The organism is Nocardia sp. NPDC056100, assembly GCF_042266325.1.
Lineage (GTDB): Bacteria > Actinomycetota > Actinomycetes > Mycobacteriales > Mycobacteriaceae > Nocardia.
Genome location: NZ_JBHJVY010000008.1, coordinates 23,241 through 49,532, shown reverse-complemented (window position 1 = coordinate 49,532; position 26,292 = coordinate 23,241). Strand labels below are relative to the sequence as shown.

24 protein-coding genes are annotated in these 26,292 nt (G+C 65.9%); 15 read left to right on the top strand and 9 right to left on the bottom strand.

Annotation, left to right across the window (positions count from 1 at the left end; genetic code table 11):
- The first annotated feature begins 143 nt into the window (after positions 1-143).
- Positions 144-2,108, top strand: a complete 1,965-nt coding sequence (locus tag ACFC0O_RS44085; protein ID WP_375968290.1) for a WD40 repeat domain-containing serine/threonine protein kinase — start codon at positions 144-146, stop codon at positions 2,106-2,108.
- Here the strand turns inward: ACFC0O_RS44085 and ACFC0O_RS44080 are convergent, their stop codons facing one another.
- From ACFC0O_RS44080 to ACFC0O_RS44070, 3 genes are all read right to left on the bottom strand, one after another.
- Positions 2,109-3,023 carry an oxygenase MpaB family protein gene (locus ACFC0O_RS44080; protein ID WP_375968289.1) on the bottom strand — a complete coding sequence of 305 codons (915 nt, stop codon included), beginning with the start codon at positions 3,021-3,023 and terminating at the stop codon, positions 2,109-2,111.
- A 100-nt stretch (positions 3,024-3,123) separates the two neighbouring features.
- Entirely contained in the window at positions 3,124-4,518 is a 1,395-nt protein-coding gene (locus ACFC0O_RS44075; protein ID WP_375968288.1) for an ABC1 kinase family protein, read from the bottom strand.
- A 51-nt stretch (positions 4,519-4,569) separates the two neighbouring features.
- Positions 4,570-5,238, bottom strand: coding sequence for a TetR/AcrR family transcriptional regulator (locus ACFC0O_RS44070; RefSeq protein WP_375968287.1), 669 nt, complete (start codon positions 5,236-5,238; stop codon positions 4,570-4,572).
- Between the two features lie 175 nt (positions 5,239-5,413).
- On the opposite strand from ACFC0O_RS44070, the gene ACFC0O_RS44065 reads away from it, so the two are divergent.
- The 9 genes from ACFC0O_RS44065 to kstD all read left to right on the top strand — a co-directional run bounded on the left by ACFC0O_RS44065 (position 5,414) and on the right by kstD (position 16,555).
- The gene (locus ACFC0O_RS44065; protein ID WP_375968286.1) at positions 5,414-6,049 is read left to right on the top strand and encodes an SRPBCC family protein; all 636 of its coding nucleotides are present in this window, start codon (positions 5,414-5,416) and stop codon (positions 6,047-6,049) included.
- On the top strand, positions 6,046-7,608 hold the full coding sequence (locus ACFC0O_RS44060) for a flavin-containing monooxygenase (protein WP_375968285.1): 1,563 nt from the start codon (positions 6,046-6,048) through the stop codon (positions 7,606-7,608). The genes ACFC0O_RS44065 and ACFC0O_RS44060 overlap by 4 nt, the downstream gene beginning before the upstream one ends.
- A 148-nt stretch (positions 7,609-7,756) precedes the next feature.
- Positions 7,757-9,526 (top strand): hypothetical protein, encoded by a 1,770-nt coding sequence (locus tag ACFC0O_RS44055; RefSeq protein WP_375968284.1) that lies wholly within the window; start codon positions 7,757-7,759, stop codon positions 9,524-9,526.
- Positions 9,527-9,567: 41 nt separating this feature from the next.
- Positions 9,568-11,406 (top strand): hypothetical protein, encoded by a 1,839-nt coding sequence (locus ACFC0O_RS44050; protein WP_375968283.1) that lies wholly within the window; start codon positions 9,568-9,570, stop codon positions 11,404-11,406.
- Between the two features lie 331 nt (positions 11,407-11,737).
- Entirely contained in the window at positions 11,738-12,205 is a 468-nt protein-coding gene (locus ACFC0O_RS44045) for a hypothetical protein (RefSeq protein ID WP_375968282.1), read from the top strand.
- Between the two features lie 293 nt (positions 12,206-12,498).
- Positions 12,499-13,269, top strand: coding sequence for a TetR/AcrR family transcriptional regulator C-terminal domain-containing protein (locus tag ACFC0O_RS44040; protein WP_364650518.1), 771 nt, complete (start codon positions 12,499-12,501; stop codon positions 13,267-13,269).
- A complete protein-coding gene (locus ACFC0O_RS44035; RefSeq protein WP_375968281.1) occupies positions 13,266-14,147 on the top strand; it encodes a LysR family transcriptional regulator in 882 nt (293 codons plus the stop codon). The genes ACFC0O_RS44040 and ACFC0O_RS44035 overlap by 4 nt, the downstream gene beginning before the upstream one ends.
- Before the next feature lie 103 nt (positions 14,148-14,250).
- Positions 14,251-14,844, top strand: a complete 594-nt coding sequence (locus ACFC0O_RS44030; RefSeq protein WP_375968280.1) for a TetR/AcrR family transcriptional regulator — start codon at positions 14,251-14,253, stop codon at positions 14,842-14,844.
- A gap of 43 nt (positions 14,845-14,887) precedes the next feature.
- Entirely contained in the window at positions 14,888-16,555 is a 1,668-nt protein-coding gene (kstD, locus tag ACFC0O_RS44025; RefSeq protein ID WP_375968279.1) for a 3-oxosteroid 1-dehydrogenase, read from the top strand.
- Here the strand turns inward: kstD and ACFC0O_RS44020 are convergent.
- The 4 genes from ACFC0O_RS44020 to glnA all read right to left on the bottom strand — a co-directional run bounded on the left by ACFC0O_RS44020 (position 16,548) and on the right by glnA (position 20,470).
- Positions 16,548-17,465 carry a tyrosine-protein phosphatase gene (locus ACFC0O_RS44020; protein WP_375968278.1) on the bottom strand — a complete coding sequence of 306 codons (918 nt, stop codon included), beginning with the start codon at positions 17,463-17,465 and terminating at the stop codon, positions 16,548-16,550. The two genes, kstD and ACFC0O_RS44020, sit on opposite strands and share 8 nt — an antisense overlap.
- Positions 17,466-17,691: 226 nt before the next feature.
- Positions 17,692-18,087 (bottom strand): hypothetical protein, encoded by a 396-nt coding sequence (locus tag ACFC0O_RS44015; RefSeq protein ID WP_375968277.1) that lies wholly within the window; start codon positions 18,085-18,087, stop codon positions 17,692-17,694.
- 45 nt (positions 18,088-18,132) lie between these two features.
- A complete protein-coding gene (locus ACFC0O_RS44010; RefSeq protein WP_375968276.1) occupies positions 18,133-18,600 on the bottom strand; it encodes an SRPBCC family protein in 468 nt (155 codons plus the stop codon).
- Between the two features lie 433 nt (positions 18,601-19,033).
- Entirely contained in the window at positions 19,034-20,470 is a 1,437-nt protein-coding gene (glnA, locus tag ACFC0O_RS44005) for a type I glutamate--ammonia ligase (RefSeq protein WP_375968275.1), read from the bottom strand.
- Between the two features lie 437 nt (positions 20,471-20,907).
- Here glnA and ACFC0O_RS44000 point away from each other — a divergent pair, with 437 nt between their 5' ends.
- The 5 genes from ACFC0O_RS44000 to ACFC0O_RS43980 all read left to right on the top strand — a co-directional run bounded on the left by ACFC0O_RS44000 (position 20,908) and on the right by ACFC0O_RS43980 (position 24,382).
- Positions 20,908-21,441, top strand: a complete 534-nt coding sequence (locus tag ACFC0O_RS44000) for an RDD family protein (RefSeq protein WP_364650541.1) — start codon at positions 20,908-20,910, stop codon at positions 21,439-21,441.
- A gap of 215 nt (positions 21,442-21,656) precedes the next feature.
- Positions 21,657-22,556, top strand: coding sequence for an alpha/beta hydrolase (locus ACFC0O_RS43995; RefSeq protein ID WP_375968274.1), 900 nt, complete (start codon positions 21,657-21,659; stop codon positions 22,554-22,556).
- A 111-nt stretch (positions 22,557-22,667) separates the two neighbouring features.
- Positions 22,668-23,267 carry a sulfite oxidase-like oxidoreductase gene (locus tag ACFC0O_RS43990; RefSeq protein ID WP_375968273.1) on the top strand — a complete coding sequence of 200 codons (600 nt, stop codon included), beginning with the start codon at positions 22,668-22,670 and terminating at the stop codon, positions 23,265-23,267.
- A 15-nt stretch (positions 23,268-23,282) separates the two neighbouring features.
- Positions 23,283-24,092: a ferredoxin reductase gene (locus tag ACFC0O_RS43985; protein ID WP_375968272.1), complete on the top strand. Its 810-nt coding sequence runs from the start codon at positions 23,283-23,285 to the stop codon at positions 24,090-24,092.
- Between the two features lie 2 nt (positions 24,093-24,094).
- A complete protein-coding gene (locus ACFC0O_RS43980) occupies positions 24,095-24,382 on the top strand; it encodes a DUF6510 family protein (RefSeq protein WP_375968271.1) in 288 nt (95 codons plus the stop codon).
- Positions 24,383-24,451: 69 nt separating this feature from the next.
- Here ACFC0O_RS43980 and ACFC0O_RS43975 read toward each other — a convergent pair whose 3' ends face one another.
- Both ACFC0O_RS43975 and ACFC0O_RS43970 read right to left on the bottom strand, forming a co-directional pair.
- Complete coding sequence (locus ACFC0O_RS43975) at positions 24,452-25,318, bottom strand: alpha/beta fold hydrolase (RefSeq protein WP_375968270.1); 867 nt, start codon at positions 25,316-25,318, stop codon at positions 24,452-24,454.
- A gap of 173 nt (positions 25,319-25,491) precedes the next feature.
- A complete protein-coding gene (locus tag ACFC0O_RS43970) occupies positions 25,492-26,238 on the bottom strand; it encodes a DUF4191 domain-containing protein (protein WP_364650561.1) in 747 nt (248 codons plus the stop codon).
- Positions 26,239-26,292 lie beyond the last annotated feature (54 nt).

Genomic DNA, 26,292 nt, shown 5'->3' with positions numbered 1-26,292 from the left:
TGCCTGACGTCGTCGCAGACCAGCCCCCGGAAACAGGGTGCACGGCGGCGATCGGCGGGTGCGCACGGGATCCCTCGGACATAATCGTGCGGGCGACGTCCGAAACACGGGCGCTCGTACGGGGGTGGAAAGGCGGGTCACCGGTGGTACTCGAGCCGGGATCGGTATTCGCGGGTTATACGGTGCTGGAGCAAGCCGGATCGGGCGGGATGGGCACGGTCTACCGGATGCGACATCCGCGATTGCAGATCGATGTCGCGGTCAAGGTGCTGCCCGCGCATGTCGGCAGCAGCGATCCCAAGGCGCTGGCCCGGTTCGAACGCGAGGCCCGGCTCACCGCCGCGCTACAGCATCCGAATATCGTGCGGGTGCACGACTGCGGCACCGATGGCGAAACACCCTGGATCGCCATGGATTTCGTCTCCGGATCGGATGCCGAGCGATTGGCCGGAGCCGGCCCGCTGCCGATCGCGCGCGCGGTGGAGATCGTCCGGCAGGCCGCGGCCGCACTGGATTACGCGCACGGCAAGGGCATCCTGCACCGGGATGTCAAGCCCGCCAACCTGTTGATCAGCGAACACACCGGTCAGCAGCATGTGCAGATCACCGATTTCGGCATTGCCCGCGGACTGGGGGAGCGCACCACCGCGACCGGTTCGGTGCGCGCCACTTTCGCCTATGCCGCACCCGAACAGCTCGGCGGCGGGCCGGTGGACCACCGCTGTGATGTCTACGCGCTGGGCTGCACGCTCTTTCATCTGCTGAGCGGCGCGGTGCCGTTCCCGCTGCGAACCGTGTTCGCGATTGTCAACGCGCACTTGAACACTCCGCCGCCGCGAGTATCCCTGAGCCGCCCGGACGTGCCCGCCGCGCTGGACGAGGTGATCGCGACCGCCATGGCCAAATCGCCCGGCGCGCGCTATCGCTCGTGCGGTGAAATGGCGGAGGCGGCGCTGGCCGCGATTCGCGAACCGCTGTGGCCGGAACCGATGAGCACCGCTCCGCCGCAGGGTGATTCGGTGCGCCCGGCCGCCGGAGCGGAGCCGCCGGTCTGGTCGACGCCGCTGTCGAACCCGCCGCCGGTACGCGCGGCGGTCGATCTGATCGGGCATACCGGCGCGGTGCGCGTCATCGCCTTCGACCCCTGGGGTGCGCGGGTGGTCACCGCGGGCGCTGATCAGACGGTCCGGCTCTGGGATGCCCACGGCGGTAAGCAGATCGGCGCTCCGCTGGCGGTGAATATCGCGGTGCACGCGCTGGCCTTCAGCCTCGACGGCAGTCTGCTGGCCGCGGCGAGCGGCCGCAGTGCGCGCCTGTGGGATGTCGAGAGCGCACAGCGGATCTGCGATGACGTGTACACCGCGCTGCCGTCCACACCCGTGTTCGGCCCCGATGCGGCCGTACTGGCGGCCACCAACCCGCAATCGGTACTGCTCTGGGATACGCCCGAGCGCAATGGATTCGGGAAGCTGGAGATGCATCCCGGTTTCGGTCTGGGCTACAGCTCATTGGCCTTCAGCCCGGACGCCACCGTCTTCGCCATCGCCCGCCGGGACGAGGTCATCCTGCGCGACTACCACCGCGGGGCCGCGCCCCGGGGTTCGGCCATCGGCGCGCAGCGCGCAATCTTGGCGCATGCGGGTGAACATGTCCGCCGCGTGCTGTTCACGTCGGACAGTCGCACGCTGCTCACCGTCAGCGATCGTGTTGCCCGGCTGTGGGATTGCGCCGATGATCGCTATCGCGTCGAACTGCTGCTGCCGATGGAACTGACCGGGACCGAGGTCGAGGCGGCGTTCGGCGTCGACGGCAGCCGCTTCGCGGTCGCCAATCACGATCGGGTGGTGTGCTGGAGCCGGAGCACCGGGCAATCGATCCACTTCCCGCTCGACACCGGGACCGGTCCGGTGCGCTCGGTGACCTTCAGCGCCGATGGCGCGCTTCTCGCGGTGAGCACCCGTGCGCTGGTGCGCATCTGGGATATCGACAGCCGCAGGCAGCTCGGCCCGGATATGCCGCCGCCGGTGGTGTTCGCCCCCGACGGCATCACTTTCGCCGCGGCACACCATGATCGGGTGTGCCTGCGCAATCTCGCCGAGCTGCGCTGACTACATCGGCCGCAGGTCGATGATCTTGCGCAGCCGGGCGCGGTCGCGTTCCAGGCGGCGCGCCTCATAGGCGATCGGGAAGTAGCGCACCCGTTCGGGCAGTACCGGTACGGTGCGGCCGATCACCCAGCCCAGCGCGCGCAGGGTGCGCTCATCGCTGGAAGTCCATGTCAGGCCCAGCTTTTCGCGAATGATCTCGGGTGTGGTGCCGACGGTGAAGAAGTACTGCAGGCGGCCGACGGGTTTGGTGGCGGTGCGCCACAGCGGGCGCAGCGGTGCGGGAATCTGCTTGGGCGGGGCGATCTTCTGAATCACCCGCAGATAGTCGTCGGCGACATTGGTTGCCACCAGATGGTTCTCGACCTGATCGCGGAACCACGGCTCCCATTCGGCGAAGGTCGCCGGAATCTCCTTGGGCGCCACCGAGAAATTGCGCATGAGCTGCACCACCTCGCGGTAGTACGCCTCCTTGTCGGCCTCGCTGAGTTTCACGGTGGAGAAGTACTTATTGCCCTCGGTGAAGGCGAAGACCGCGGTGTGCAGCACCCACGCCCACGGTCCCGAGGACAGCGCCTGATGCTTATTGCCGTGCGCGTCAACGCTATTGAGGCTCGCGTGCATGGCGCGCAGTCGATCCGCTTCGGCCAGCGCCTCATCGCCGCCGTAGATCCACATCATGACCGAGGCGATACTGCGGAAGGCGCGTCCGGCCGGATCGGTGCGGAAAGTCGAATGTTCGTCCACCACCGCGGCGATGGTCGGCTCCATGGTCTGCAACAGGAAGGCCGAGCCGGCGGTGAGGGAGAACGTGATGAGCCCGGTCTGCTCCCACATTTGACTGCCGGGTGCGAACGGACGGCGTTCGGGCCGGGGTGCTCGGGAGTCATGATCGATCGGCGCGACGGCGGCGGTCATGGTGATCTCCTTTGATCACGGTCCTGCCGCAGCGCCACACTCCGACAGGATGAGAGAGTTACGTTCGAATCTTCTCATCTTGTCGGCCGGGTGGCAACCGTCACGCCCGTGCGCGCAGCCATTGTTGTTCGAGTGCGCCCAGTTCGGTGCGGGATTCCTCGCCGTGGGACCACTCCCGCGCGATGCGATGCCAATTGCCGGTGGCGCGCAATTTGCCCAGCAGGGCGAGGGTGCCGTATTCGGCGCGGCGCGCGAGTGCGTGTTCGGCGGGGGCGTATTCGCGGCGCAGATTGTCGAAATAGCCCCGGCGCGGATCGATGACGGCGAGCAGGGCGTTCGACGCCGAATCCGCGCCGACGCGGGTCTCGGCATCGGTCAGCAGCCAGCCCGACACCTCGTACATCAGCCGCAGGCACTCCTCCGGTGTGACCGGCGAATGCTGTTCCAGCACACCGTAATCCACCAGCAGTGTGCGCAGGTCCGCGCCGCGGTACTCCGCAGCCGCGCGGGCGCAGTCGAGTTCGAATTCCACCGCCGTCGCGTCCATCTGCTTGAACAGCCCGAAATCCAGGAAGGCGACCCCGCCGTCGGCGGTGAGCAGGATATTGCCGGGGTGCGGGTCGCCGGTGAAACGTCGTTCCCGCACCATCGATCCGATGTAGAAGCGCATCAGAATCTCGCCGACCCGATCCCGTTCGGCATCGCCGAGCGCGGTGATCTCGTCGAATCGCAGACCCTCCACGAATTCGGTGACCAGCACCCGGGCGGTGCACAGTTCGACTTCGACGGCCGGGATGCGAATGAACGGGTGGCCCTGGAAGATTCGCGCGATGGTCAGATGGTGTTCGGCCTCGGCGCGGTAGTCGATCTCGGCCGCGATATGGGTCGCGAGTTCGCGGACCAGCGTGTGATCCGCGACCGCCGGTGCGACGCCGCGCAGCAGTCGCATCACCAGTGCGAGGTTCTTCAGATCCGCCCGGATCGCGATATCGATACCCGGATACTGCACCTTGACCGCGACCGCGCGGCCGTCGGTTAGCCGGGCCCGATAGACCTGGCCGATCGATGCCGCGCCGATCGGCGCTTCGTCGAATTCGGCGAACACCTCGTCGAGCGGACGGCCGTAATCGCCCTCGATGACCGTGCGCATCTGCTCGAAAGGCAGTTGCGCGCTCTGGTCGTAGAGCGCGGCCAGCTTGCGCTGGAAGCGTTCCCGCTGTCGCGGCGATACCGCGCGATCGCCGAACGCGGCCAGCGGATCGAACATGGACAGCAATTGCCCGGCCTTCATGGCCAAGCCCTTCATGCTGCCCAGCACCGTCACGATGTCCTCGGCCGCCTCGACGAGGGCGCGTTCGGTGCGGGCGATGCGCTGTTCCTCGGTATCGCGGACCATCGACAATCGCACGCCCGCGCCTCGAACCGCTTGGCCCGCAACGAGTTTGCCCAGTTCGGCGCCGCGTCGCGCCCGGGAGACGGGGATATCGTTCGGCATCGGCGACCTCATTCCGGCGAGAGCTGCGAGATTAACAGACGTCGGTGTCGACTAATCCGTTTCCGGCTGGAGCGCGCGCAGGCCCGGGGTGAGCACCGCGATCGCGGCGTCGATATAGGCGCGCCGATCCGATCCGCCGCGGCCCTGCAGGGTGCGCATGACCGGCGGAATGGTCAGGGCCAGCAGCATCCAGGACACCTCGCCTGTGTCCACGTCGTCCCGGATCACGCCGGAATCGACTGCCCGGGAAAGGAATCGGTCAACGGTCGCCGCGAGTATGCCGCCCAGGCCCAGGATTCTGGTGTTGAGCTCATCGTCGATGCCGGGCAGTTCGAACAGCATGGCGTTCATCAGCGCCGGATCCGATTCGGCGATATGGCACATCCGCTCGACCGCGCCGGACCAGGTCTGGATCAATTCCTCGACGGTGAACTCGCGGTCCAGCAGCGCGGGTTCGAAGACGTCCCCGGCGATTTCGGTGAGCAGCCGATCCAGGCCGTAGTCCACGACCTCGTCCAGAATCGCGCGCTTGCTGTCGAAATAGCGGTAGAAGGTGCCGTAGCCGATGCCCATCTCGGCGGTGATATCGGCCGTGGAGGCCGTCGCGTAGCCCTTGGTGGTGAACACGCGGTAGGCGGCCGCGATCAGCTCGCGCCGGCGCCGCTCGGTGTTCTGCTCATCGCGGGGGCGTCCGGGTCCGCGCTTGGCTGGTTCGGTCATCGAGCACATCGTATGCGCCCGTTCCGGTGGCGCCGCCGGATGCGGGTGCGCGGGATCCGACTCTTGCGCATCTGTCTGGGACGGTTTAGTTTAGTGACACCTTCGTCCGCTAATTGAGTGCACGTCAGACCGGCATTCGTGGCTATCGGACGTTGTGAGACAAAGGAGTCGCTCCATGACGGGCATCACTTCATTCCTGCACACCCAGCACGCCGCGCGGCAACCGGTCGACGATTCGGTCTTCGACACCGCCGCACTGGTTTTCACCATCGAGCGCACCATCGACGCACCGGTGCGCGCGGTGTGGACCGCCATCGACGACGATCGCGCCTGGAGTTGGCTGCCGTTCCCGCGCCTGGGCGTGCGCTACGACTCGCCCCTGCGCGGGGTCGGGGTGGTGCGGGATATGGGATCGGTCTTCGAACCACTGCGGTTCCTGTGGGTCGAGCGCGAGAAATTCTGGCGCTACGAACCGAACCGGCGCATCACCTTCGGTGTGGTGAGCGGGAACTGGATGCAATACCTGCTGGTCAGCCAGTACGCCGAGGATATGACCTTCACCGATATCGGGAACGACCGGACCGGATTGGCCTGGACGGTCGCGGTCACCCCGCGCCTGCCGCTGCGCTTCTCCACCTGGGCTCCGCCGCTGTGGCGCGCCGCCTATCGGATCGGGGGCATCGGCCCGCTGTTCGACCGGCGCGTGCGGCAGGTCGCGCGGACCCTCCCACCGCCACCGCGAGTTGTCCAGGCCAACGGCAAGGCCGCCGCGGCGGTGGGTAACCGTCGCACCGGGAAAGGCGTGAAATGACACCGCAATACGAGGTAATCGTCATCGGGGCGGGCATCGGCGGCATCTGCGCCGGGGTCAAACTCCAGGAGATCGGCATCGACGATTTCCTGATCATCGACCGCGTGGGCGGGCTGGGCGGCACCTGGTACAGCCATAGCTATCCCGATGCGGGCTGCGATATCCCGAGCACCACCTACCAGTTTTCCTTCGCCCGCAAACCCGACTGGGACCGGCTCTTCGCCAAACGCGATCAGATTCTGGAATACCTGGAAAAGGTCGCCGCCGACTACGACCTGCCGCGCCGAATGCGGTTCCACACCAACGTCATTCGCGAGGAATGGGATGACGCGAACGGACTGTGGCAGTTGCACACCGAATCCGGGGAGGTGCTCACCGCGCGGTTCGTGATCAGCGCGGTCGGTGCGTACATCAACCCCAAGACCACCCCGGACATCCCCGGATTGTCTTCCTACACTGGTGTTTCCATGCATCCGGCGCAGTGGGATCACGACTACGACTTCGCCGGTAAACGGGTCGGCATTATCGGTGTCGGGGCCAGCACCATGCAGATCGCGCCGAAACTCGCGGAGCGGGTGGAGCGGCTGGATATCTATCAGCGCACTCCCCAGGTGTATCTGCCGAAGCCGGATTTCGTGCTGCGGCCGTGGATGCAGCGCCTGCTCGCACTGCCCGGCGGTTCGGCGATCGCCAACGGCATTGCCCAGACCGTCATCGATTCGGCGCTGCGGGTCGCCATCTACACGCCCGCGCCGCTCTGGCGCTCGGCGGCGCGCGCGGTCGATCTCGTCGGCCGCAACGCCTATGCCGGATGGGTGCGAATCAAGGTGCGGGACAGGGCAACCCGACAGGTGCTGCGACCGGACTTCGGCATCGTCTGTATTCGCGGCGGGGCGGGCGGCGACTATCTGCCCACGCTCAATCGCGAGAACGTCGACCTCATCACCGCGCGCATCAGCGAGATCACCCCGACCGGCATTCGCGGCGCCGACGGTGTGGAACGCGAGATCGATGCCATGATCCTGGCCACGGGCTATGAGGTCTTCTCCGATCCGGAGAGCTACAAGCCCGGAACCGTCATCGGCCGTGACGGATTCGATCTCGGCGTCTTCTACAACACCGAGGGACTGCAGGCGTACTACAGCACCTCGGTCGCGAAGGTGCCCAACCGGTTCATCATGATCGGCCCGTATTCCTGGACCGGCACGGCCTTCCACTATTTCGTGGAGAACGCCATGCGCCATATCGCCACCGTCATCGACGAGACCCGGCGGCGGGGTGCGACCGTCGTGGAAGTGCGCCCCGAGTCGCAGCGCCGATTCCATGCCGACATGCTGCGCAGCGGCCGAAACCTGTCCTACTACCTGGAAACCCGATGCGAGGGCTCCAACAGCTATTTCGTCAATTCCCAGGGCAAATCCCCGTACATTCGCCCCTGGTCGCTGTTGAAGACCTATCGCAAGGCCACCCGATTCGACCGTGACGATTACAGCTATCGCCCCGCCGTCGTATTCGAGGATCCCGCGGACGTCCCGGCCGTGGAGCTCGCGCGCGGCTGAGCATATGCACTATCGGTGCGCTCCGCTTTCTCGGAAATGTCAATGGTGCCCGTGTACGCGCCGGTGATGTGCTGTGCGTCGACGATGTGGTCGAGCGGTTCACCGCGCCCGTCGTCATGCCATTGGGATTTACGAAAGGGGCCGGTGCGTGCCTGCGCTCGACAATTTGCGGCGATGGGCCGTACTCGCGGTCGCCGTGGCGGTGGCGACCGCGGTGCTGCCGATGGGTGGCGCCGCGGCCGAGGAACCCGAGCCGATCGGCATCGCGACCGATCGGCAGGAGCGGGTGCTGGAGGTCCGGGACGGTGTGATCGTCTCCAGCGTCAGCTATTTCCTGCCGCTGCCCGCCGGGGCTCCGGCCCATCCGGCGGCCTGCGATCGCGCCGGGTACTTGCGGTATCGGCCGGTGGGCGGACCGGAGCGGTCCAGCGATGCGGACCATGTCATCGTGCAGCAGCCGGGCGCGATGGGCGGTGCGGTGAATTCCGACAGCGTCGCCGCGAATACCGTTGCCGCGGCGCAGGCTTCGGGGCAGCACCTCGAGTTCTGGGCGCTGGCGCGGCGCAGCGCCTGCCTCGACGAGAACGAGGGATTCGATTACGCGCTGCGCACCGGTAATTACCTGGACGCGGTCGACTACTACTTCAATCACAAGCCGATCGACGGCAAGCTGTTCCCGGGATTCAAGGAGTCGCCGGATCTGGCCGTGCTCGACGGTATGGGTATGGAGCGCGTCATCCGGGATCAGTACGAGATCATGCTGAACGAGATCCCGGATCAGGCTGTGCGCCAGCGCAAATATGTCTGCACCGGCATCTCGCTCGGCGGGTTGGTCACCGGGTTCTTCTCGGACTGGGATTTCGACGGGAATCCGGCCACCACCCGCGATGCGGGCTACAACCAGTGCGCCGCCTTCGCCGCGCAGGACACCATGATCACCTCGGATCCGGTGGCCATTCAGAACACGCCGTTCCTGCACGATCTCACCAACGCCATCGTCGGGCCGACCAATGATGTGGTGAAGGCCGTCGCGAATGTGGGCCTGCTGCCGCGCGCGCTGGTCTCGGTGCCGATCGTCGGGGCGCGGACCTTCATGATCTACCGGCTGGCCGGGCTGGCCGCGCATCTGGAACCGGACGCGGAAAGCCAACTGCTGAAACATCTTCCGCACGATCTGGATATCGACGCGACGCTGGACTACATGTTCTCCGGGTCACTGTCCGGGTTCGTCACCAATGGCGCGGACGGTTCCGGAAATATCCGCGACTACCGGTTCACCAATACCGCGCTGCTCGGTGAGTTCATCGACAACAACTCGGGCAATTTCGCGCTGTTCCAGCAGGGCGTCGGTGCGCTGTCCGGAGGTCCGGTGTCGGACAAGGCTTTCCCGGTACCGGGTTCGGTCACCCAGGTTCCGCTGCTCGGCGGTTTCCTGCGCGCCGTCGCCGGTCCGCAGCCGCGAGTGCGGCCGACCGATCCCACGGTGCTCTACACCTGGCGGAACTACGACGATGTGCGGGATGTGCCGTACACCTCGCCGAATCATGAGGCATCCGATATCCGGGACGCCGCAAGACAACTCGGCACCGGTGGACCGTACGCGTACTGGGAGACCTACACCCCGGCGCGGCTGTTCATCGATATCGGCGCGGGCTACGGCGGTGCGCGCGGCGGGGATATGACGAATCTGCGCTACCACAATATGGCTCGCACCAAGCCCAGCTATATCGCCTACGCCGGTGACGGTTTCGTACAGCAGGGCGTCGGCATCGTGGTGCCGCCGCCGCCCACCGCGCAGGTGGTCACCCTGCCCGGCTACAGCCACGTCGACACCATCGGCGCGGCCCGGGTGCAGAACGACGGCAGGCCCGACGCCAGTGCGCAGACCCTGGCCGATTTCGTGAAGAGCCTGCGATGACAACAGCATTCACCACCGAATACCCCGGAAGGCGGAGAGCGATGCCGCTCACCCAACGCATCAGGACCGCGCTGTCCATCGGGATTCCCCTGGCCGTCACCGCACTGCTGCTGTTCGCGGGCGTCCCGATCCCGGAATCGGCTGCCGCACCGGAGCTTCCGGCCGGTGCGGACCGGGCCGAGATCAGCCCCATCACCGGTGATCCCGGACTCGGCGACGATGTGGAGGCGACCTACGTCCGGCTGCACTATCCGAGCCCGTACTCCACCATGGCGCATCCCGAAGCGTGCGACTGGATTTCCTTCGTCCGATATCGCGCCAGGAGCGGGCCCGAGCGGAGTTCCGACGCGGACGCCGTGCTGACCATGCAGCCGGGCACCTTCTCCGGTGCGGCGAACCTGAATCCGCAAGCGCCGCAGGTGGTTCGCAAGGCCGCCGCGAACGGCAAGTTCGCCGAATACATTTCGATGGATCGGCGCGCCAACTGCGCCGAGGACCACACCGGCTGGACGGCCGCGCAGCAGGCGGGGGACTACCGCGTCGCGGCGGACTACTACTTCCACGGCAAAACCGTGGACGGCCGGTCCTACCGCTACCAGACCCCGCAGGACCTGAGCTACCTCGGCGAGTACGGGCTGGCGCTCACCATGGACGACTGGCGGGTGGTGATCCAATACCTGCTGCCCGATGCCGGGGACCGGCACAAGAGTTTTTGCGGCGGGCATTCGCTCGGCGCGTTCCTCGTCGGCCCGATGATGGCATGGGATTTCGATCGGAATCCGGCCACCGTCGAGGACGCGGGCTTCAACCTGTGCGGCGGCGGCAGCGTCCCGGAGGACGGGTTCGCCATGACCGATCCGGCGGGCTTCTCCGGCGTTCCGCCGCTGGACGCGTTCATGTCCGCGGTGGGCGGCGCGCTGCGGCCCGCGGTCGACGCCCTGCTGAAAAACGGTCTGGGCGTGGCGCAGTGGCCGGTCATGGCCGCCAGCGAGGTGATGAACGCCTACCAGCTGGCAGCCATGGCCGCCGATCAGCAGCCGGACGCGGAAAGCGATCTGAAGACCCTGGTGCCGACCGATCTGCGCGCCGAACCGTGGATGCGGCTCATGTACGGCAAGGACTATCTGGACCTGTTCACCGGCAATAACCTGCCCCGCGACTTCCGGCTCACCAACACCGCAGAACTCGGCATGCTGTTCGATCAGAACTCGGCGGAGTACGTCATGCAGGCCGGGCTCGGATTCTACGACTGCGCGACCGCGGGCAAGACCTATCCGGTGCCGAACGGGCTGGCCTCGGTGCCGGTGCTGGGGCCGACGCTGTTCATCATTCCCATGCGAGTCGGCTACGGGCAGAACTACACCCCGGTCGATCACGGGCAGCTGTGCGGATGGAAGAACTACGACCGGGTGCCCGCGTCCACCATCGACGGGATCGATCCGGTGCGCGGCAACCCGACCGACCGCGATCACGAGGTCACCGATATCCGCGAATTCGCGCACGCCATGAACCCGGGCTGGCAGCCGACCGACTTCTTCGAGGAGTTCACGCCGCTGCGCATCATCACCGATACGATCTTCGCGCTCGGCCTCGGCCGGGACGGTGAGCTGCAACAACTGCAGAACCGCAGCGGTGGGGTGCTGAACTTCCTGCTGCACGGCGATCGCTGGCAGAGCACCCCCGCCGGGCAGCGCAATCTCACCCTGCTGGCGGGTGATTCGCCGCTGCAGAACGCGGGTTACGCGGGTCTGCTGCCCGCAAACGCCAAGCTGATCCCCGGGTATCGCCACTACGACGTGATCACCGCCGCGGAACGGCAGAACAATGGAATGCCCGAGATGGCAAGCACTCTCATCGCCGACTTCCTGACCCGGCCCTGATGGTTCGTGCGCTGATTTTCACGAGAGATTAACGGCCACCTGGGCTTTTGTTTGGAAGAGTGTTCTTTTCGGGAGAATCGAAGAGAACGGGAGTGCGATGAGCTCGGTGCACGCTTTGCCAATGGCGCGATCAGGGGCCTTGTTGAGTGTTATGCGAGCTCAGCTGCGCGAATTCATTGCACGGCAGAGTTTTACGCCGGATGAACGCACCGCGCGCGCGATCGCCTGCTCACCGCTCGGTGTGCTCGGTGGAGGGATCGCGCGGCGGTAGCGCAAGTGCGCCATGATTATTCGGTGTCCCGGTGGTTCTGACGGCGTATGATCGGCCAGGATGGGCACCAGGGCGCGGCACGACCAGAAGGCGATAACCGACTGGGACGTGTTCGCGAATGCCCTCGCGCGCGTACTCGCGGAATTACCCTCGCGTGCCACGCTCGTCATTGCCGCGACCGGAAATCGATACGTTCAGTTCCAGCAGTTCGACATCCGGCTTTCCGCCGAGCTCACCGGCAATTACTATCTCGCCGAACCGATTACGGAACCCGCCGCCCAGCGGCTGCGCGAGCTGGGCTGGACCGCTCCGGTGCCGAAACGGGAAATAGAGAACTGGCGGCAGACCCTGCTCTGGCCCATCCCGCCGAGCCGGTTGGCCGAATTGGCGCTGTCGGCCGTCATCGGCCTGCACGACGCCCTCGGTATCGCCTCGCCGACCGAACTTCGCGCCTCCGGCTGGACCGAGGCCAATAGCGATCTCGATCTCAGCGTGCTCGGGCCGATCGCTCGCCGGGGTCTCGGCTAGCCGTTCATCGGGTGCGTTCGTCCGTTGAGATTCGATCGGTTCGTGCGCGGGATGCGTTCGTCCGCGGGACTGATCAGCCTGTCGGCCAGGTACGTTCGCGCGCTGGTTCCCGCGCGGCTCGTTCACCGGGTTGATCATTCGTATCGGCTATCGACGCTGATGGGGCATGTTCCGGTCTCTGGTCATAGGACGATTGCGTCGATCGTTCGCAGATGCGCACACTGTGCGCTACTGTGATCCGCGTGCGGTTTCCGTCGCCTCCGGGCGCGACCGCGAGCCGGAACGGAGGTGCGGTGGATCGTCGAGCGGAGCTACCGCAGCAGGAGGGCATCATCTCCGCATCGCATCCCGGCCTGTCGGTGTGGACCCGCCCGCAGCGCCGGCCGCGACCGGCGCTGAACCGGGAATTGATTGTGTCCGAGGCGGTTACGCTGCTCGACGCCGAAGGTATGGCGGCGCTGAGCATGCGCACCCTCGGTGCCCGCCTGAACGCGGGCGCGACCTCGATCTACCGGCACGTGGCCACCCGGGATCAGCTCATCGAACTCGCGGTCGACGCGGTATACGGCGAGATCGCCATTCCCGAACTCGCGGTGGCCGGACAGTGGCGGGAGGCGGTCACCACCTGCGCGGAGAGCATGCGCGAGGTGATCCTGCGGCATCCGTGGATCGCGGAGGCGCTGCCCGGGGTCGGACTCGCCTATCTGGGGCCGAATGTACTGCGGCTCAACGAATTCCTGCTCCGGGTGTTCGACGCCGCCGAATTCCCGCGCAATGAAACCGATACCGCCATCAGCACCGTCATGGGCTATGTGGTCGGCATCTGCCTGAGCGAGGCGGCCTGGCTCACCACGGTCGCGCGCAGTGGTGCGGACGAACAGCAACTCGTCGACCAATTGCTGCCCACCCTGGAGCGCATCACCTCCGCGCATCGGCGCATCGGGGAATCCATTGTGGCGCGGGCGGAATCGGGTATCGGCGCGGTGCGCGAGACCAAGTTCCGGTATGGACTGGAGCGCATCCTCGACGGGCTCGCGACCCGGCTGCCGGGGTGGGCGGGATGACCGGCGTGGAGTTCGGCCGCATCGATCCGCTCGAGTTGGAAGCCTTCGTGGTCCTCGCCGAGGAACTGCATTTCGGCCGCACCGCCGAGCGGATGGGACTGTCCCAGCCTCGGGTGAGTCAATTGCTGCGCTCGCTCGAACGCCGGGTGGGACGGCGACTGGTGGAACGCACCAGCCGTCGCGTCGAGTTGAATCCCTTGGGGGAGAGGCTACTTCGCGATGTCCGGCCCGCATTCGACGATCTGCGCCGCGCGGTTGTCGGCACCCGCGCGGCCGCGGACGGCCTGCGCATCGGATTCCTGGGTCCGTACTTCAGCACGCTGGACGGTCCGCTGCTGCGACTGCGGGAGCGCTACCCCGACTGCGAGGTGACGCTCACCCAGCTGTCCTGGAGCGATGTCTACGGACCGCTGCGTCGCGGTGAGGTCGATATCCAGACCTGTCTGCTGCCGGTGGAACAGCCCGATCTCACCGTCGGACCCGAAATCGGGGTCTTCCCACGACGATTGGCCATCGCCCGCAAACATCCGCTCGCCGCCGCGCCCTCGCTGGATATCGAGCATCTCGCCGAACTCACCATCATCGGCCCGCCCTCGGTGCCGCCGGAACTGGCGCGCAGCTTCTGGCCGCCGGAGGTCACCCCGTCGGGCAGGCCCATCCGGCGCGGCATCACCGCCATCACCGAACCCGAAATGCTCGGTGCGGTGGCGCACGGTGCGGGCGTCTTCGTGACCACCGCCGCCATGGCGCTGCATTTCGTCCATCCCGATGTGGTGTTCGTACCGTTCACCGGCATGTCCGATGTGCACGTGGTGCTGCTGTGGCGCAATGACACCGACAACCCGCGGGTCCGGGAGCTGGCGAGCTTGGCGCGGTAGCAAGTTCCTTCTTGACAGTCTCTGTCATGAAACAAGATACTGTCACGGCGTGGTAGATCGCGGTGGTCGATCCCGCAGCCGCGCACGACTTGGAGGAACGCCGATGTCACTACGTGAACGGCAACGCAGGCAGATTCGAGCCGAGATACAGCGCGCGGCCTTCGAACTGTTCGCGCACAAGGGATTCGACGAGGTCACCACCGAGCAGATCGCGGCGGCGGCGGGCATCTCGCCCAGCACGTACTTCCGGCATGTGCGCAGCAAAGAGGATCTGCTGCTCGAACCGGTGCGCGAGGGCGGTGCGGGCATCACCACGCTGCTCGAGGAGCGCGATGCGGCCGAACCGGCCGATATCGCACTGGCACAGTCGATTCTGACGCGATCCAATACCCTCGCCGCGGCCGAACTCGAACAGTGGCGATCCGCCTTCGCCACCGCACCGCATCTGCTCGACCGGGTGGCTCTCATCACCCCCGAACACCGTGCCCGGCTGATAGAGCTTGTGGCACAACGCATGTCGCGTGATCCGCGGGCCGACAGCACACCCGGGCTGCTGGTGCACCTCATGCTCGCCGCCGCCGAATTCGGATACCTGCAATGGCTGCGCAGCACCGACCATCCGGGAGCCTCGCTGCCGGTATGCGTCGAAGGCGCACTGAACGCCGTCATCGGCGAACAGTGGCGCACCGCGCACTGAGCGCGGACCTCTTCACCGTCACACTCACACCTGGGGTACAAACATGTCCGATGAAGCATTCGACCTGGTCGTGGTCGGTTCCGGCGCGGCCGGAATGGCCGCCGCGCTCACCGCCGCCCACCATGGGCTATCCGCGATAATCCTGGAGAAGGCCGCACACTGGGGCGGTTCCACCGCCCGCTCCGGCGGGGGAGTGTGGATACCGGGGAACTCCGTGCTCCGGCGGCAGGCCCCGGCGGACGATATCGAATCCGCTCGCACCTACCTGAAATCGATCACCGGGGAATATGGTGACGCCGAACGCATCGACACCTACATCGATCGCGGGCCGGAAGCCCTGGACTTCCTCACCGAGCATTCGGCTCTCGAATTGCAGTGGGTGCCAGGCTATTCCGACTATTACCCGGAGGCTCCTGGCGGGCGCGCGCACGGCCGCTCGGTTGAACCGAAGCCGTACGACGCCAAGGGTGTGGGTGCCGATCTGGCCACCCTGGAACCCGATTACGCCGCCGCGGCGAAGAATTTCGTCGCCACCCAGGCCGACTTCCGGCAATTCCACCTCGGGCTGCGCAATCCGCGCGCGCCCTTCCGGGTGCTTCGCATCGGTGCGCGCTGGGCGAAGGGGCAACTGCTGCGGCAGCATCTGCTGGCGCGCGGACAGGCGCTCAGCGCCATGCTGCGCGAAGGTCTGAACGCGGTGAATGTTCCACTGCGACTGAATACTCCGGTGCTCGAACTCCAGGTCGAGGATGGTCGCGTCAGCGGTGTGGTGGTGCTGCGCGACGGCGTCGAACAGGTCATCACCGCCCGGCGGGGCGTGGTGATCGCCGCGGGCGGGTTCGACCACAACGAATCCATGCGCAAGCAGTATCAGCGTGACCCCATCGGCACCGAATGGACGGTCGGCGCGCAGGGGAACACCGGTGACGGTATCCGGGCGGGCCAATCCCTCGGTGCGGCAGTGCGATTCATGGATGACTCGTGGTGGGGGCCGTCCATTCGGCTGCCGCGTCAGCCCTGGTTCTGCCTGGCCGAGCGCAATCTTCCCGGCAGTCTCATCGTCAACGATCGCGCCGAACGGTTCATGAACGAATCGCTGCCCTATGTGGAAGCGACCCACCGGATGTACGGTGGTGAGAACGGGCTCGGTCCCGGGCCGGGTGAAAACCTGCCCGCCTGGCTGATTTTCGATCAGCGCTACCGGAACCGGTATCTGTTCGCCGGGCTGCCGCCGCGTCAGCCGCTGCCGGGCCGGTGGTTCAAATCCGGAGCGCTCACCCGCGCCGATACGCTGGCGCAATTGGCGGACAAGCTGGGTATTTCGGCGGACGCGCTGCAATCGACGGTGGCCCGCTTCAACACCTTCGCCCACACCGGCCGTGACGAGGATTTCGGCCGGGGTGAGAGCGCCTACGATCGCTACTACGGTGATCCGCGCAACCGGCCCAATCCGAATCTCGGTGCGCTGCAACAGGGTCCGTTCTATGCCGCGAAACTCGTTCCCGGCGACCTCGGCACCAAGGGCGGCCTCGTCACCGATACCGCCGCCCGCGTACTGCGGGACGACGGTTCGGTGATCGAAGGGCTCTACGCCGCGGGCAATGCCAGTGCGCCGGTCATGGCGCACACCTACGCCGGGCCAGGCGCGACCATCGGTCCCGCCCTGGTATTCGGCTACCTGGCCGCCCTCGACGCCGCTCGCGTCAGCTGACCAGGTTCTTGCGCAGTTTCAGGATGGTCCCGGCATCGAGTCCGAGGCCCTGCGTGAGGAACTTGCCGAAATCGCCGAACTGGGAATCCACTTGGGATACAGCGATATTCAGGTAGTCCTCACGCACCTCCTGCAGCGGGATCAGCAGGTCCGGGTTCTGCATGATGCCGCCCTGCTTCAGCTGCGCCCGCAGTGCGGCATCGGCCGCGGCCCGGTACTGATTCGACAGCAGATAGTCCTGCCGGGCCGTGCCCTCGGGCACTCCGATGGCGCGCAGCGTCACATAGGACAGCCAGCCCGTGCGGTCCTTACCGGCGGTGCAGTGGAACAGGGTGGCATTGCCGGTGTTCGCCAGGTCCCGCACACTCTGCCCGAACTTGGTCAGGGAATCCGGTGTGAAGAAGCTCCGGTAGACATCGCCCATGATCTGCTCGGCCTTGCCGCCGCCGAGCAATGCCTCCTGCTGCACCGGATCCTTCGATCCGATCGCCTGGTACATCTTCGTGAACATCCCGGTGTCGTCAATGGCGCGCGCCACCAGTGGAACTCCCGAAGGCAGGCGGTCCGCGCCGAGGGCCTGCACCTCCGCCGGGGTTCGCAGATCGATCACGGTTTGCAGGTGCAGCGACCCCAGCTTCTGCACATCGGCATCGGTCAGTTTGCCCAGCGCGTCCGATCGAATAACCTTCCCGCTCTTGACCTTCGCGCCGTCATAGGTCCGGTATCCGCCCAGATCCCGAACATTCACCGCCCCCTGCAACTCGATCTTGGCGGGGCCACCGGCACCGGCGGCGTCCGGTGCGGCATCTGCCGCCCCGACCGATCCCGCGCTGAGCATCGCCACCGCGAGCGGAACAATCGCAACCGAGATAGCGGACCGTCGACTTCGAGCAATATCAAAGAATTTCATCTGCGCGACGCTAAACGCGGCTTACCAGCGCCCATCCGATTCGGTGAACCGCACCCGCACAACAGGACCCGAGGCCCTCTCACCGAGACTGGCTCTACCGCAGTGGAATCGCATCGCCTAGAACGCGTGGGAGCGCAAAGCTATTCTAGCGAAACATATTTCGACTAGTCACACTTTCGTATTCCGGTCAGTCACATGACGACTCGGACTCGGGCTCGAATCGGGCTCAGTCGATGGCGGTCTCATGCACGCTGCGCCACCGCAACCCATTGCGCCCCGCCGCATCGGCCACCAGCACGGCAGTCGTCCACCGCGCGGCTTCCGCGCCCGCCGACCGATGAATCTCCTTGAACCGCACGACAACACCGTCCCCGGTGCGATGCAGCACCTCGATATCGGTGATCTCGATCGCCACCCCCGGCGCGGCATTCCCCGCCCCCCGCAACCCCGCACTGAGCTCCTCGTACCGAGCGATCTGCCCCTCGAGCGTCACCATCGAGAATTCGCCGTCCAACTGTCCGACGAACCGCTCCAACGCCGCCGTGGCCCCCGCCGTCCCGAGCCACTCCGCCAAATCGGCGTGCAACACCCGAACTTCATCGACAACGCTGTCATCACCCATGCGGCCCAATCTACCGACCATCGAAACCTCGACGGCCGCCGAACCTCAGCTCCCGAACCGATCCTGCAACCCCTGCAGCGTCGCCTCGATCCCCGCGATATTCCCCCGCACGAAACCCGTTGCCTCGTAATACTTCACCCGATTCTTGATCGGCGTCCCCCGATAATCGAACGTCTCGGTCACCAGCGTCCGCGTAGGCGACAACGCCCGAAACTCCCACCGCCACAAATGCCCGAACGGATGCCGCCACTCGACAACCTCATCCGGCGTATACGCGGTCACAACACAGGTCATCCGATAAGGCACCCCATACATCCGCATCTTCGTAGAAAACCGAGCCCCCACCCCCATCCGCTCCGGCACCCGAATGTTCTCCCGCACCGTCCCCGACCCATCCACCTCACAATGCCGCCGAGGATCCCCCACCATCGCGAACAACTCCCCAGCCGGCGCCCCCACCTCCACCGCCCGACTCACCTGAAACGGCCCCCCATCAACAACCAAAACCGCCATAACCACACCTTCCATCTCCCGAACTAGAACAGATTCTAGCTACGAGACTCCCTCCCCACCGGGCGTATCCCACTCCACCCCAACAACTCCAGCCACCCACCGATCAGGCTGTTCCGCAGTCTCCCACCTCAACCGCAGCTCGCACCGGAAGACTTCCTCGATCACCCGTCGCAACTCGTCCTGAGCCTCCGATCGGTCAGCGCCCGGAGCGGGAGTCACCAACGCCCCGTCCAAAATGCCGCCACGATCGAAGAACGCGGCCCATCGCCACCGATCGGGCGTTCGGTACAGCACGAGTCCGGTCGGTGTTCCCAACTGCTCCCGCAGCGATCGGGGTTTACGTGCCATGACTCATGTTCTATCGGAGAAACGGGCGGAGCCCCATTCGCTGAGGCGAATGGGGCTCCGTGAATTCTGGTGCTACGGGGACGATTTAGACGTCGAAGTAGAGTTCGAACTCGTAGGGGTGCGGGCGCAGGTTGACCGGGGCGATTTCCTGGGTGCGCTTGATGTCGATCCAGGTCTCGATCAGGTCCTCGGTGAACACGCCGCCCTCGGTGAGGTACTCGTGATCTTCCTCGAGGCGGTCGATGACCGACGCGAGGGAGGTGGGGGCCTGCGGGATGTTCTTGGCCTCCTCGGGCGGGAGCTCGTAGAGGTCCTTGTCGACCGGAGCCAAGGGCTCGATCTTGCGCTTGATGCCGTCGATGCCGGCCATCAGCATGGCGGCGAACGCCAGGTACGGGTTACCCGAGGAGTCCGGCGCGCGGAACTCGATGCGCTTGGCCTTCGGGTTCGAACCGGTGATCGGGATACGCACGGCAGCCGAGCGGTTGCGCTGCGAGTACACCAGGTTGATGGGGGCCTCGTAGCCCGGCACCAGACGGTGGTACGAGTTGATCGTCGGGTTGGTGAACGCCAGCAGCGACGGGGCGTGGTGCAGGATGCCGCCGATGTAGTGACGCGCCAGATCCGACAGACCCGCGTAACCGGCCTCGTCGTGGAACAGCGGCTTGCCGTCCTTCCACAGCGACATGTGGGCGTGCATGCCCGAGCCGTTGTCACCGAAGAGGGGCTTCGGCATGAAGGTGGCGGTCTTGCCTTCCTGCCACACGGTGTTCTTCACGATGTACTTGAACAGCTGCAGGTCGTCAGCGGCGCCCAGCAGCGAGTTGAAGCGGTAGTTGATCTCGGCCTGACCGGCGGTGCCGACCTCGTGGTGGCCGCGCTCCAGCTCGAAGCCCGCGTTCTGCAGGTTGGTCGAGATCTTGTCGCGCAGATCCACGTAATGGTCGTACGGCGCGACCGGGAAGTAACCACCCTTGTTGCGAACCTTGTAGCCACGGTTCGGGGTGCCGTCCGAGTTGTACTCGGCGCCGGTGTTCCAGGAACCCGAGATCGAATCGATCTCGTAGAACGAACCGTTCATGGCCGAGTCGTAGCGGATCGAGTCGAAGATGTAGAACTCGGCCTCGGCACCGATGTAGCAGGTGTCGGCGATACCGGTCGAGCGCAGGAACTCTTCGGCCTTGCGCGCGATGTTGCGCGGGTCGCGGGAGTACGCCTCACGGGTGAACGGGTCGTGCACGAAGAAGTTCAGGTTCAGCGTCTTCGCGGCACGGAACGGATCGATCCGAGCGGTGCTGAAATCGGGCAGCAGCAGCATGTCCGACTCGTCGATCGACTGGAAGCCGCGGACGGACGAACCGTCGAACGCGAGGCCCTCTTCAGCCAGATCGGCCGTGAAAGCCTTCGCCGGGATCGAGAAGTGCTGCTGCACTCCGGGGAGGTCGGTGAACCGTACGTCGACGTATTCGACCTCCTCCTCCTTGAGGAACTTGATGACCTCGTCGGCCGTGCTGAACGCCACTTAGTACTCCTTACGGATCGGTTCCCAGCCAGTTCAACTGCATGGGTTCGTCGCGACCAGACGCTATGGACGCCGTGTTTCCCCGCAATCAAGGCTGTGTTTCGCCAGTGTTACACGTACAGCTGGCCGGGGGTTCGGCGGTGTCCCCGAGGGTCCGGAGCGCACGCGTCGGTCGCCGAGTGGCGTTCGACCAGCACCGATATCCTGCCATCGACCTCGGTCGCAACACCGATAAGACTCCGAAAAGATAGGGGTCTTGCCGTGTCGGGCGCGCTGGCCGTGAGAATCCTCACCGCTCGCGGCAGCCGTCCGGTTAACCCGCATGCCGTCCGGTCGTCGGCATGTGCGAGGTAGCTTCGCACCGATTCGGCGTCCGCGCATCTCGTGCGAGGCAGGGGTGCGGATACCGGGGGAGCGGCGGCGAATAAGGTGGACCCATGGCACGCATCACCGGCTCCTGGCTCTCCGGACCGAACGCCGATTCCGGAGACAGCCCGTCCGGTGACTACCAGGGCAAGGAACTGGGGCTGCCGAAAACCGGTGTGGGAGCGCTCGCTCCGATGACACGGCGCATTCCGGCGCTGATCCTGGACTGGTTCATCTCGCTCGGTTTGACCGCGATTCTGGTCCGCCCCAATGCCGATGCGCTCATCGCGAAATTCGTCAGCGCGAATCCCGGCAAGACGCCGCCCTCGCATTTCGAGGTGATCATCAATTCGCTCGCCACGCCCAATCTCGGGGTGTGGTTCGTGCTGGGGATTGCCACGGTGACGCTGTTCGGGTTCACCCCGGGCCAGTATTTCCTGCGCATCCGGGTCAGCCGCATTGATATCGACGGACCGGTCGGATTCGTTCGAGCACTCGCCCGGCAAGCGATCCTGGTATTCGTGGTGCCCGCCCTCTTCACCGACGGCGACGGCCGCGGCATGCACGACCGCGCCACCGGAACCGCCCTCGTCTACAGCCGCTGAACAGCGCGTCCATTCGATTCGGCGGGATCCGAATCCTCATGAATAACTCATACATCCAGGTACATCATGGCTTTGCCATGTAAATGTCCGTGCGGCCGTAGCCCATTGTTCACCCCGTGTTGCCTTCGATCGGTAGGGTCGCAGGCGGTCCGCCGGGGCGCGCTCGATGAGCTTGCGAATCGGCGGATAGCTGTTGATGTGCTGATGGAGGATCGATGGGTACGGGCTACCGGGCTGCCGCGCGGAGTTTCAGCCGGCGGTCGCTGCTCGCGACCACCGGTCTGCTGGGCTTGGCGGCCACCGGTGCCGCGGTGAGCGCGGGCGTCAACGCCGCGCCCGACGGTGACAGTCTGCAGAATGCCCTGCCGCACGGTCCGCAAACCATCTTCGGCATCGAACCCATCGTCCGCACCGATCGCGTGTACTCGGCCGCGCGCGGGCGTCAGGTGGATGTCATCACCATTGTGCCGCCGGGTGTGCCCACCGAGGGCCTGCCCATGTCGCTGCTGCTGCACGGTCTGCACGGCACCGCCCGCACCGCCGCCATCGGCGATATCGGCGGGGTGCTCGCCGCGGCGGTGGCCGCCCGCCTGGTGCCCGCCTTCGGATTCATGGCCATCGACGGTGGCGACAACTATTGGCACCAGCACTTTTCCGGTGACGACCCGATGACCATGCTGCTCGACGAGGCACCCGGCTGGCTCGGTGCGCGCGGGCTCAATACCGAACCCTTCGCCTGCACGGGCACCTCGATGGGCGGCTTCGGCGCGCTCGTCTACGGCCGCCGTCGCGCCGAACGCGGCCGTCCCACCAATGCCATCGCCGCCATCTCGCCGGGTCTGATCACCTCGTGGAACGAGATGAGCAAGCGCAACGCGTTCGCCACCGCCGAGGAATGGTCCGCCCTGGACCCGCTGCAGAACATCGCCAAGCTCGGCCCGTCGCCCACCGGCGTCTGGGTGGGCGACCGCGACCGCTTCATCGACGGCTGCCGCCAGTTCATGGGCCGGGCCCGGCTGGAGGTCGCGCTGGTGACGCCGGGCGCGCACAACGACGAATACTGGAGCACCATCACCCCCGACGTCGTGCGCTTCCTGGGCTCGCACGTCCGCTGAAATGGGTGATCCCGCGCCCGAAAGGCCGGGTTCCCGGTCGGGTGGGGCGTAGTCTTTTCAGATGCCGCGAGGCAGACGCGGCCATGTACCCCGTACCGCCGGAGGGATCACATGAATGTCTTTTCGCCAGGCTTCCAGGGCCGACCCCGGCCCAAGACCGACCGGCTGCCGCCCGGCCAATACCTGACCGAGGATTTCCCGGTGCTGTCCGCGGGCCCCACCCCGCGCGTCGACCTGAACCGCTGGCAATTCACCGTCACCAATGAGACCGGCCGCCAATACGCTTGGAGCTGGCCGCAATTCATGTCGCTGCCGCAGAGCAAACCGCACGTCGACATCCATTGCGTGACACGGTGGTCCAAGCTCGACACCACCTGGCAGGGTGTCTCGGTCGACACCCTGCTCGAAAACGTCGAAACCCAAGCGGAATTCGCGGCGATCACCAGCTACGGCGGCTACACCACCAACCTCCCGCTGGAGGACCTGCTGGACGGTAAGGCCTGGATCGTGCACAGTTTCGGCGGCCAGGACCTCGATCCCGAACACGGCGGACCCGCGCGCCTGCTGGTCCCGCACCTGTACTTCTGGAAATCCGCGAAATGGGTGAAGTCGATCCGCCTGCTCGACTACGACGAGCCCGGCTTCTGGGAGACCGCGGGCTATCACAGCTACGGCGACCCGTGGCGCGAACAGCGCTACCAGGGCGACTGACGGCCGGCGGCTGAAATGCGCTGGCAGCCCGCGGAACTCACCGCCGCCCACTTCGAAACCCCATCCGCCCGCACCCTCACCCTGCGCGTTCCCGGCTGGCCAGGTCACCTTCCCGGCCAGCACGTCGACGTCCGGTTGACGGCACCCGACGGCTATCACGCCGAACGCACCTATTCCCTCGCCGCCCCGGCCGATGGTGATGACATCGAACTCACCATTCAGCGCGTTCCCGACGGCGAAGTCTCCACCTACCTCGTCGACGATTTCCCCCTCGGCGCGCGGATCGAGACGCGCGGGCCCGTTGGCGGCTGGTTCACCTGGAATCCGGACATCGGCGGCCCGGCCACCCTCATCGCGGGCGGCTCGGGCATCGTCCCCCTGGCGGCAATCCTCCGAGCCCGCCGAAAAGCGACTTCGCCCAACCCCTTCCGGCTTATTTATGCCCTCCGAACCCCGGAGGACGTCTACTACCGCGATGAGCTTTTCGGCCTCGATCCAATGGGTCTCGACCCCGGCCGCACCTCGTTGTCGGGTGCGTCCAGTGTGCTCGAATCAGGCACGCCCACCAAGGGTTTCGTGGTGCATGGCGAGGATATCGACGTCTTCCTCGCCTACAGCCGAAGCGCCCCGCCGGGCGATGCCCGTGCCCCCGGCAGGCTGACGGCGGAGGAGATCGCGAAGCACTCCCTGCCGCCCGCCGCCGATGTCACCTGTTACGTCTGCGGACCGACCCCCTTCGTCGAATTCGCCGCCGCCGCACTGGTTTCCGCCGGGCACGATCCGGCTCTGATCAGAACCGAACGCTTCGGACCGACGGGAAGGTAGCCATGTCGCCCCAGTACACCTCCCCGAAGGGTTATCTCGACGGCAATGTCCTGGCCGGGCTGCTCTCGGAGATCTTCGCCGCCGACCTCACCTCCTGCGGATGTCGTTGCGGCGCATGCGGAGTGGTGGAACCGGTGGCCCGAGCCCTGGTCTACTTCTGCTGCCCCGGCACCGTGGCCCGCTGCTCGCACTGCTCGGCGGTGGTCCTGCGCATCACCACCACGCCGTCCGGCCGCTGGCTCGATCTGGGAGAGGGCGCGGCCCTCTGCCTCCCGATTCCCGAGGAATAGTCGGCCGCTCGGTAAAGGGGTAATGGCGGCGCGGAGCTCTCGCGGGATGCCATTACCCCCTGATTTTGGTCAGGACAGGCTGCGGCCCAGGAAATCGCGGATGAGCGAGGCGATTTCGGGGCCGTGGGATTCGAGAGCGAAGTGTCCGGCGTCCAGGAGGTGGAGTTCGGCGTCGGGGAGATCGCGCAGGTAGGCGCGAGCGCCGTCGGCTCCGAAGATCTCGTCATTCGCACCCCAGGTGATGAGGGTGGGCGGCTGGTATTCGGCGAAGTACTTCTGGAAGGCCGGATAGCTGTCCAGGTTGACCTTGTAATCGACGAAGAGCTGGAGCTGAATCTCCTTGTTGCCCGGGCGATCCAGATACGCCTGATCCAGCGTCCAGGTATCCGGGCTGATCAGCGACAGCCGGTCGGCCGGAACACCGTGCGTGTACTGCCATTTCGTGGCGTCGGCCGTGAGCAGCTCCCGCGCCGCCGCCTCATTCGCGACCCGATCCTCGGCGTGCGCGAACAGAAGCTCCCAGAACGGGGTGAACCCTTCGAGATACGCGTTGCCGCTCTGCGCGATCAGCGCGGTGACCCGTTCCGGATTGCGGGATGCGATGCGCAGTCCGATCGGCGCGCCGTAATCCTGGATGTACAGCGCGAACCGCTCGATGCCGAGAGTGTCGAGCAGTTCCAGGGTGATCGCGGTGAGTTTCTCGAAGCTGTACTCGAATTCGTCCACGCGCGGCATCGACGACTGCCCGAACCCGATGTGATCCGGCGCGATCAGGTGGTAGCGGTCGCTCAGCTCCCTCAGCAGCGGCCGGAACATGGCGGAGCTGGTGGGAAACCCGTGCAGCAGTACCAGTGTCGGGTTAGCCGGATCGCCCGCTTCCCGATAGAAGACCTGCTGGCCCTGGATCTCGCGGGTGTGGTGTCGCACGGTGGTCATCGCTGTGTCCTAACGCTCGCGCCGATCCTTATAACCGGCTATCGATAGTTAGAAGGTTAGTGGTTCACGGATCATTCCCGCGCGACCGAACTTTTTCGCCGACGGACTCTTCGCCGGAAAATGAGCGAGGCCCCACATCCGGAAGGATGTGGGGCCTCGATAGTTCGATGACGTCAGCGGCGGCGAATACTGCGCTGCACGCCACGCATCTTCGCGCCCGCGGGCAGCGGACCCTTCGGCAGCGCCGGTCCGCCGCGCGTCGCGAGCGCCGACAGCCGACCCTCGATGAGGTCCATCCGCTTGGCGTCGATATTGCGCGGCAGTTTGGTGAGATACCGCTGCAACTCCTTGAGCGGCACCTGATCACCCTCGTTGCCGATGACCACGTCGTAGATCGGCGTATCGCCGACCAGTCGCGATACCTTCTTCTTCTCCTGCGCGAGCAGCGACTTCACCCGCTGCGGCGAGCCTTCGGCGACCAGCACCACGCCCGGCAGTCCGACCACGCGATGCACCGCGTCGAGCTGGGTGGTGGCCGCGACGCCCGGCGTCACCCGCCACTTGCCCTGCAGGTTGTCGAGCACCCATGCCGCCGCTCCGGCCTGTCCCTCGGCCTTGGCGTACACGTTCTTCTGTACGCGGCGGCCGAAGAGGATGAACGCGGCCAGCGCGCCGAGCAGCAATCCGATCGGCAGCAGGAACCACTGCAACCCGAAGATCAACCCGACCACCAGGAACAGCACCGTCACACCGACGAACGCGCCGATCATCAGCGGCAGCAGCAGCTTGTCTTCCTTGCGCTGCATCTGGAACGCCTGCCACAGCTGCTGGCGGCGTTCCTTCGACGCCTGCTTGCGCGCCGCCTTAGCCGCGGCCTTCGCTTCCTTCGACGGGTTATTGCCGCCCTTACCTGCTGCCATGCGTCCAGGATAGTGGCCCGGTACCGCCCGGTTCGCGACGGGACCATTCGGACG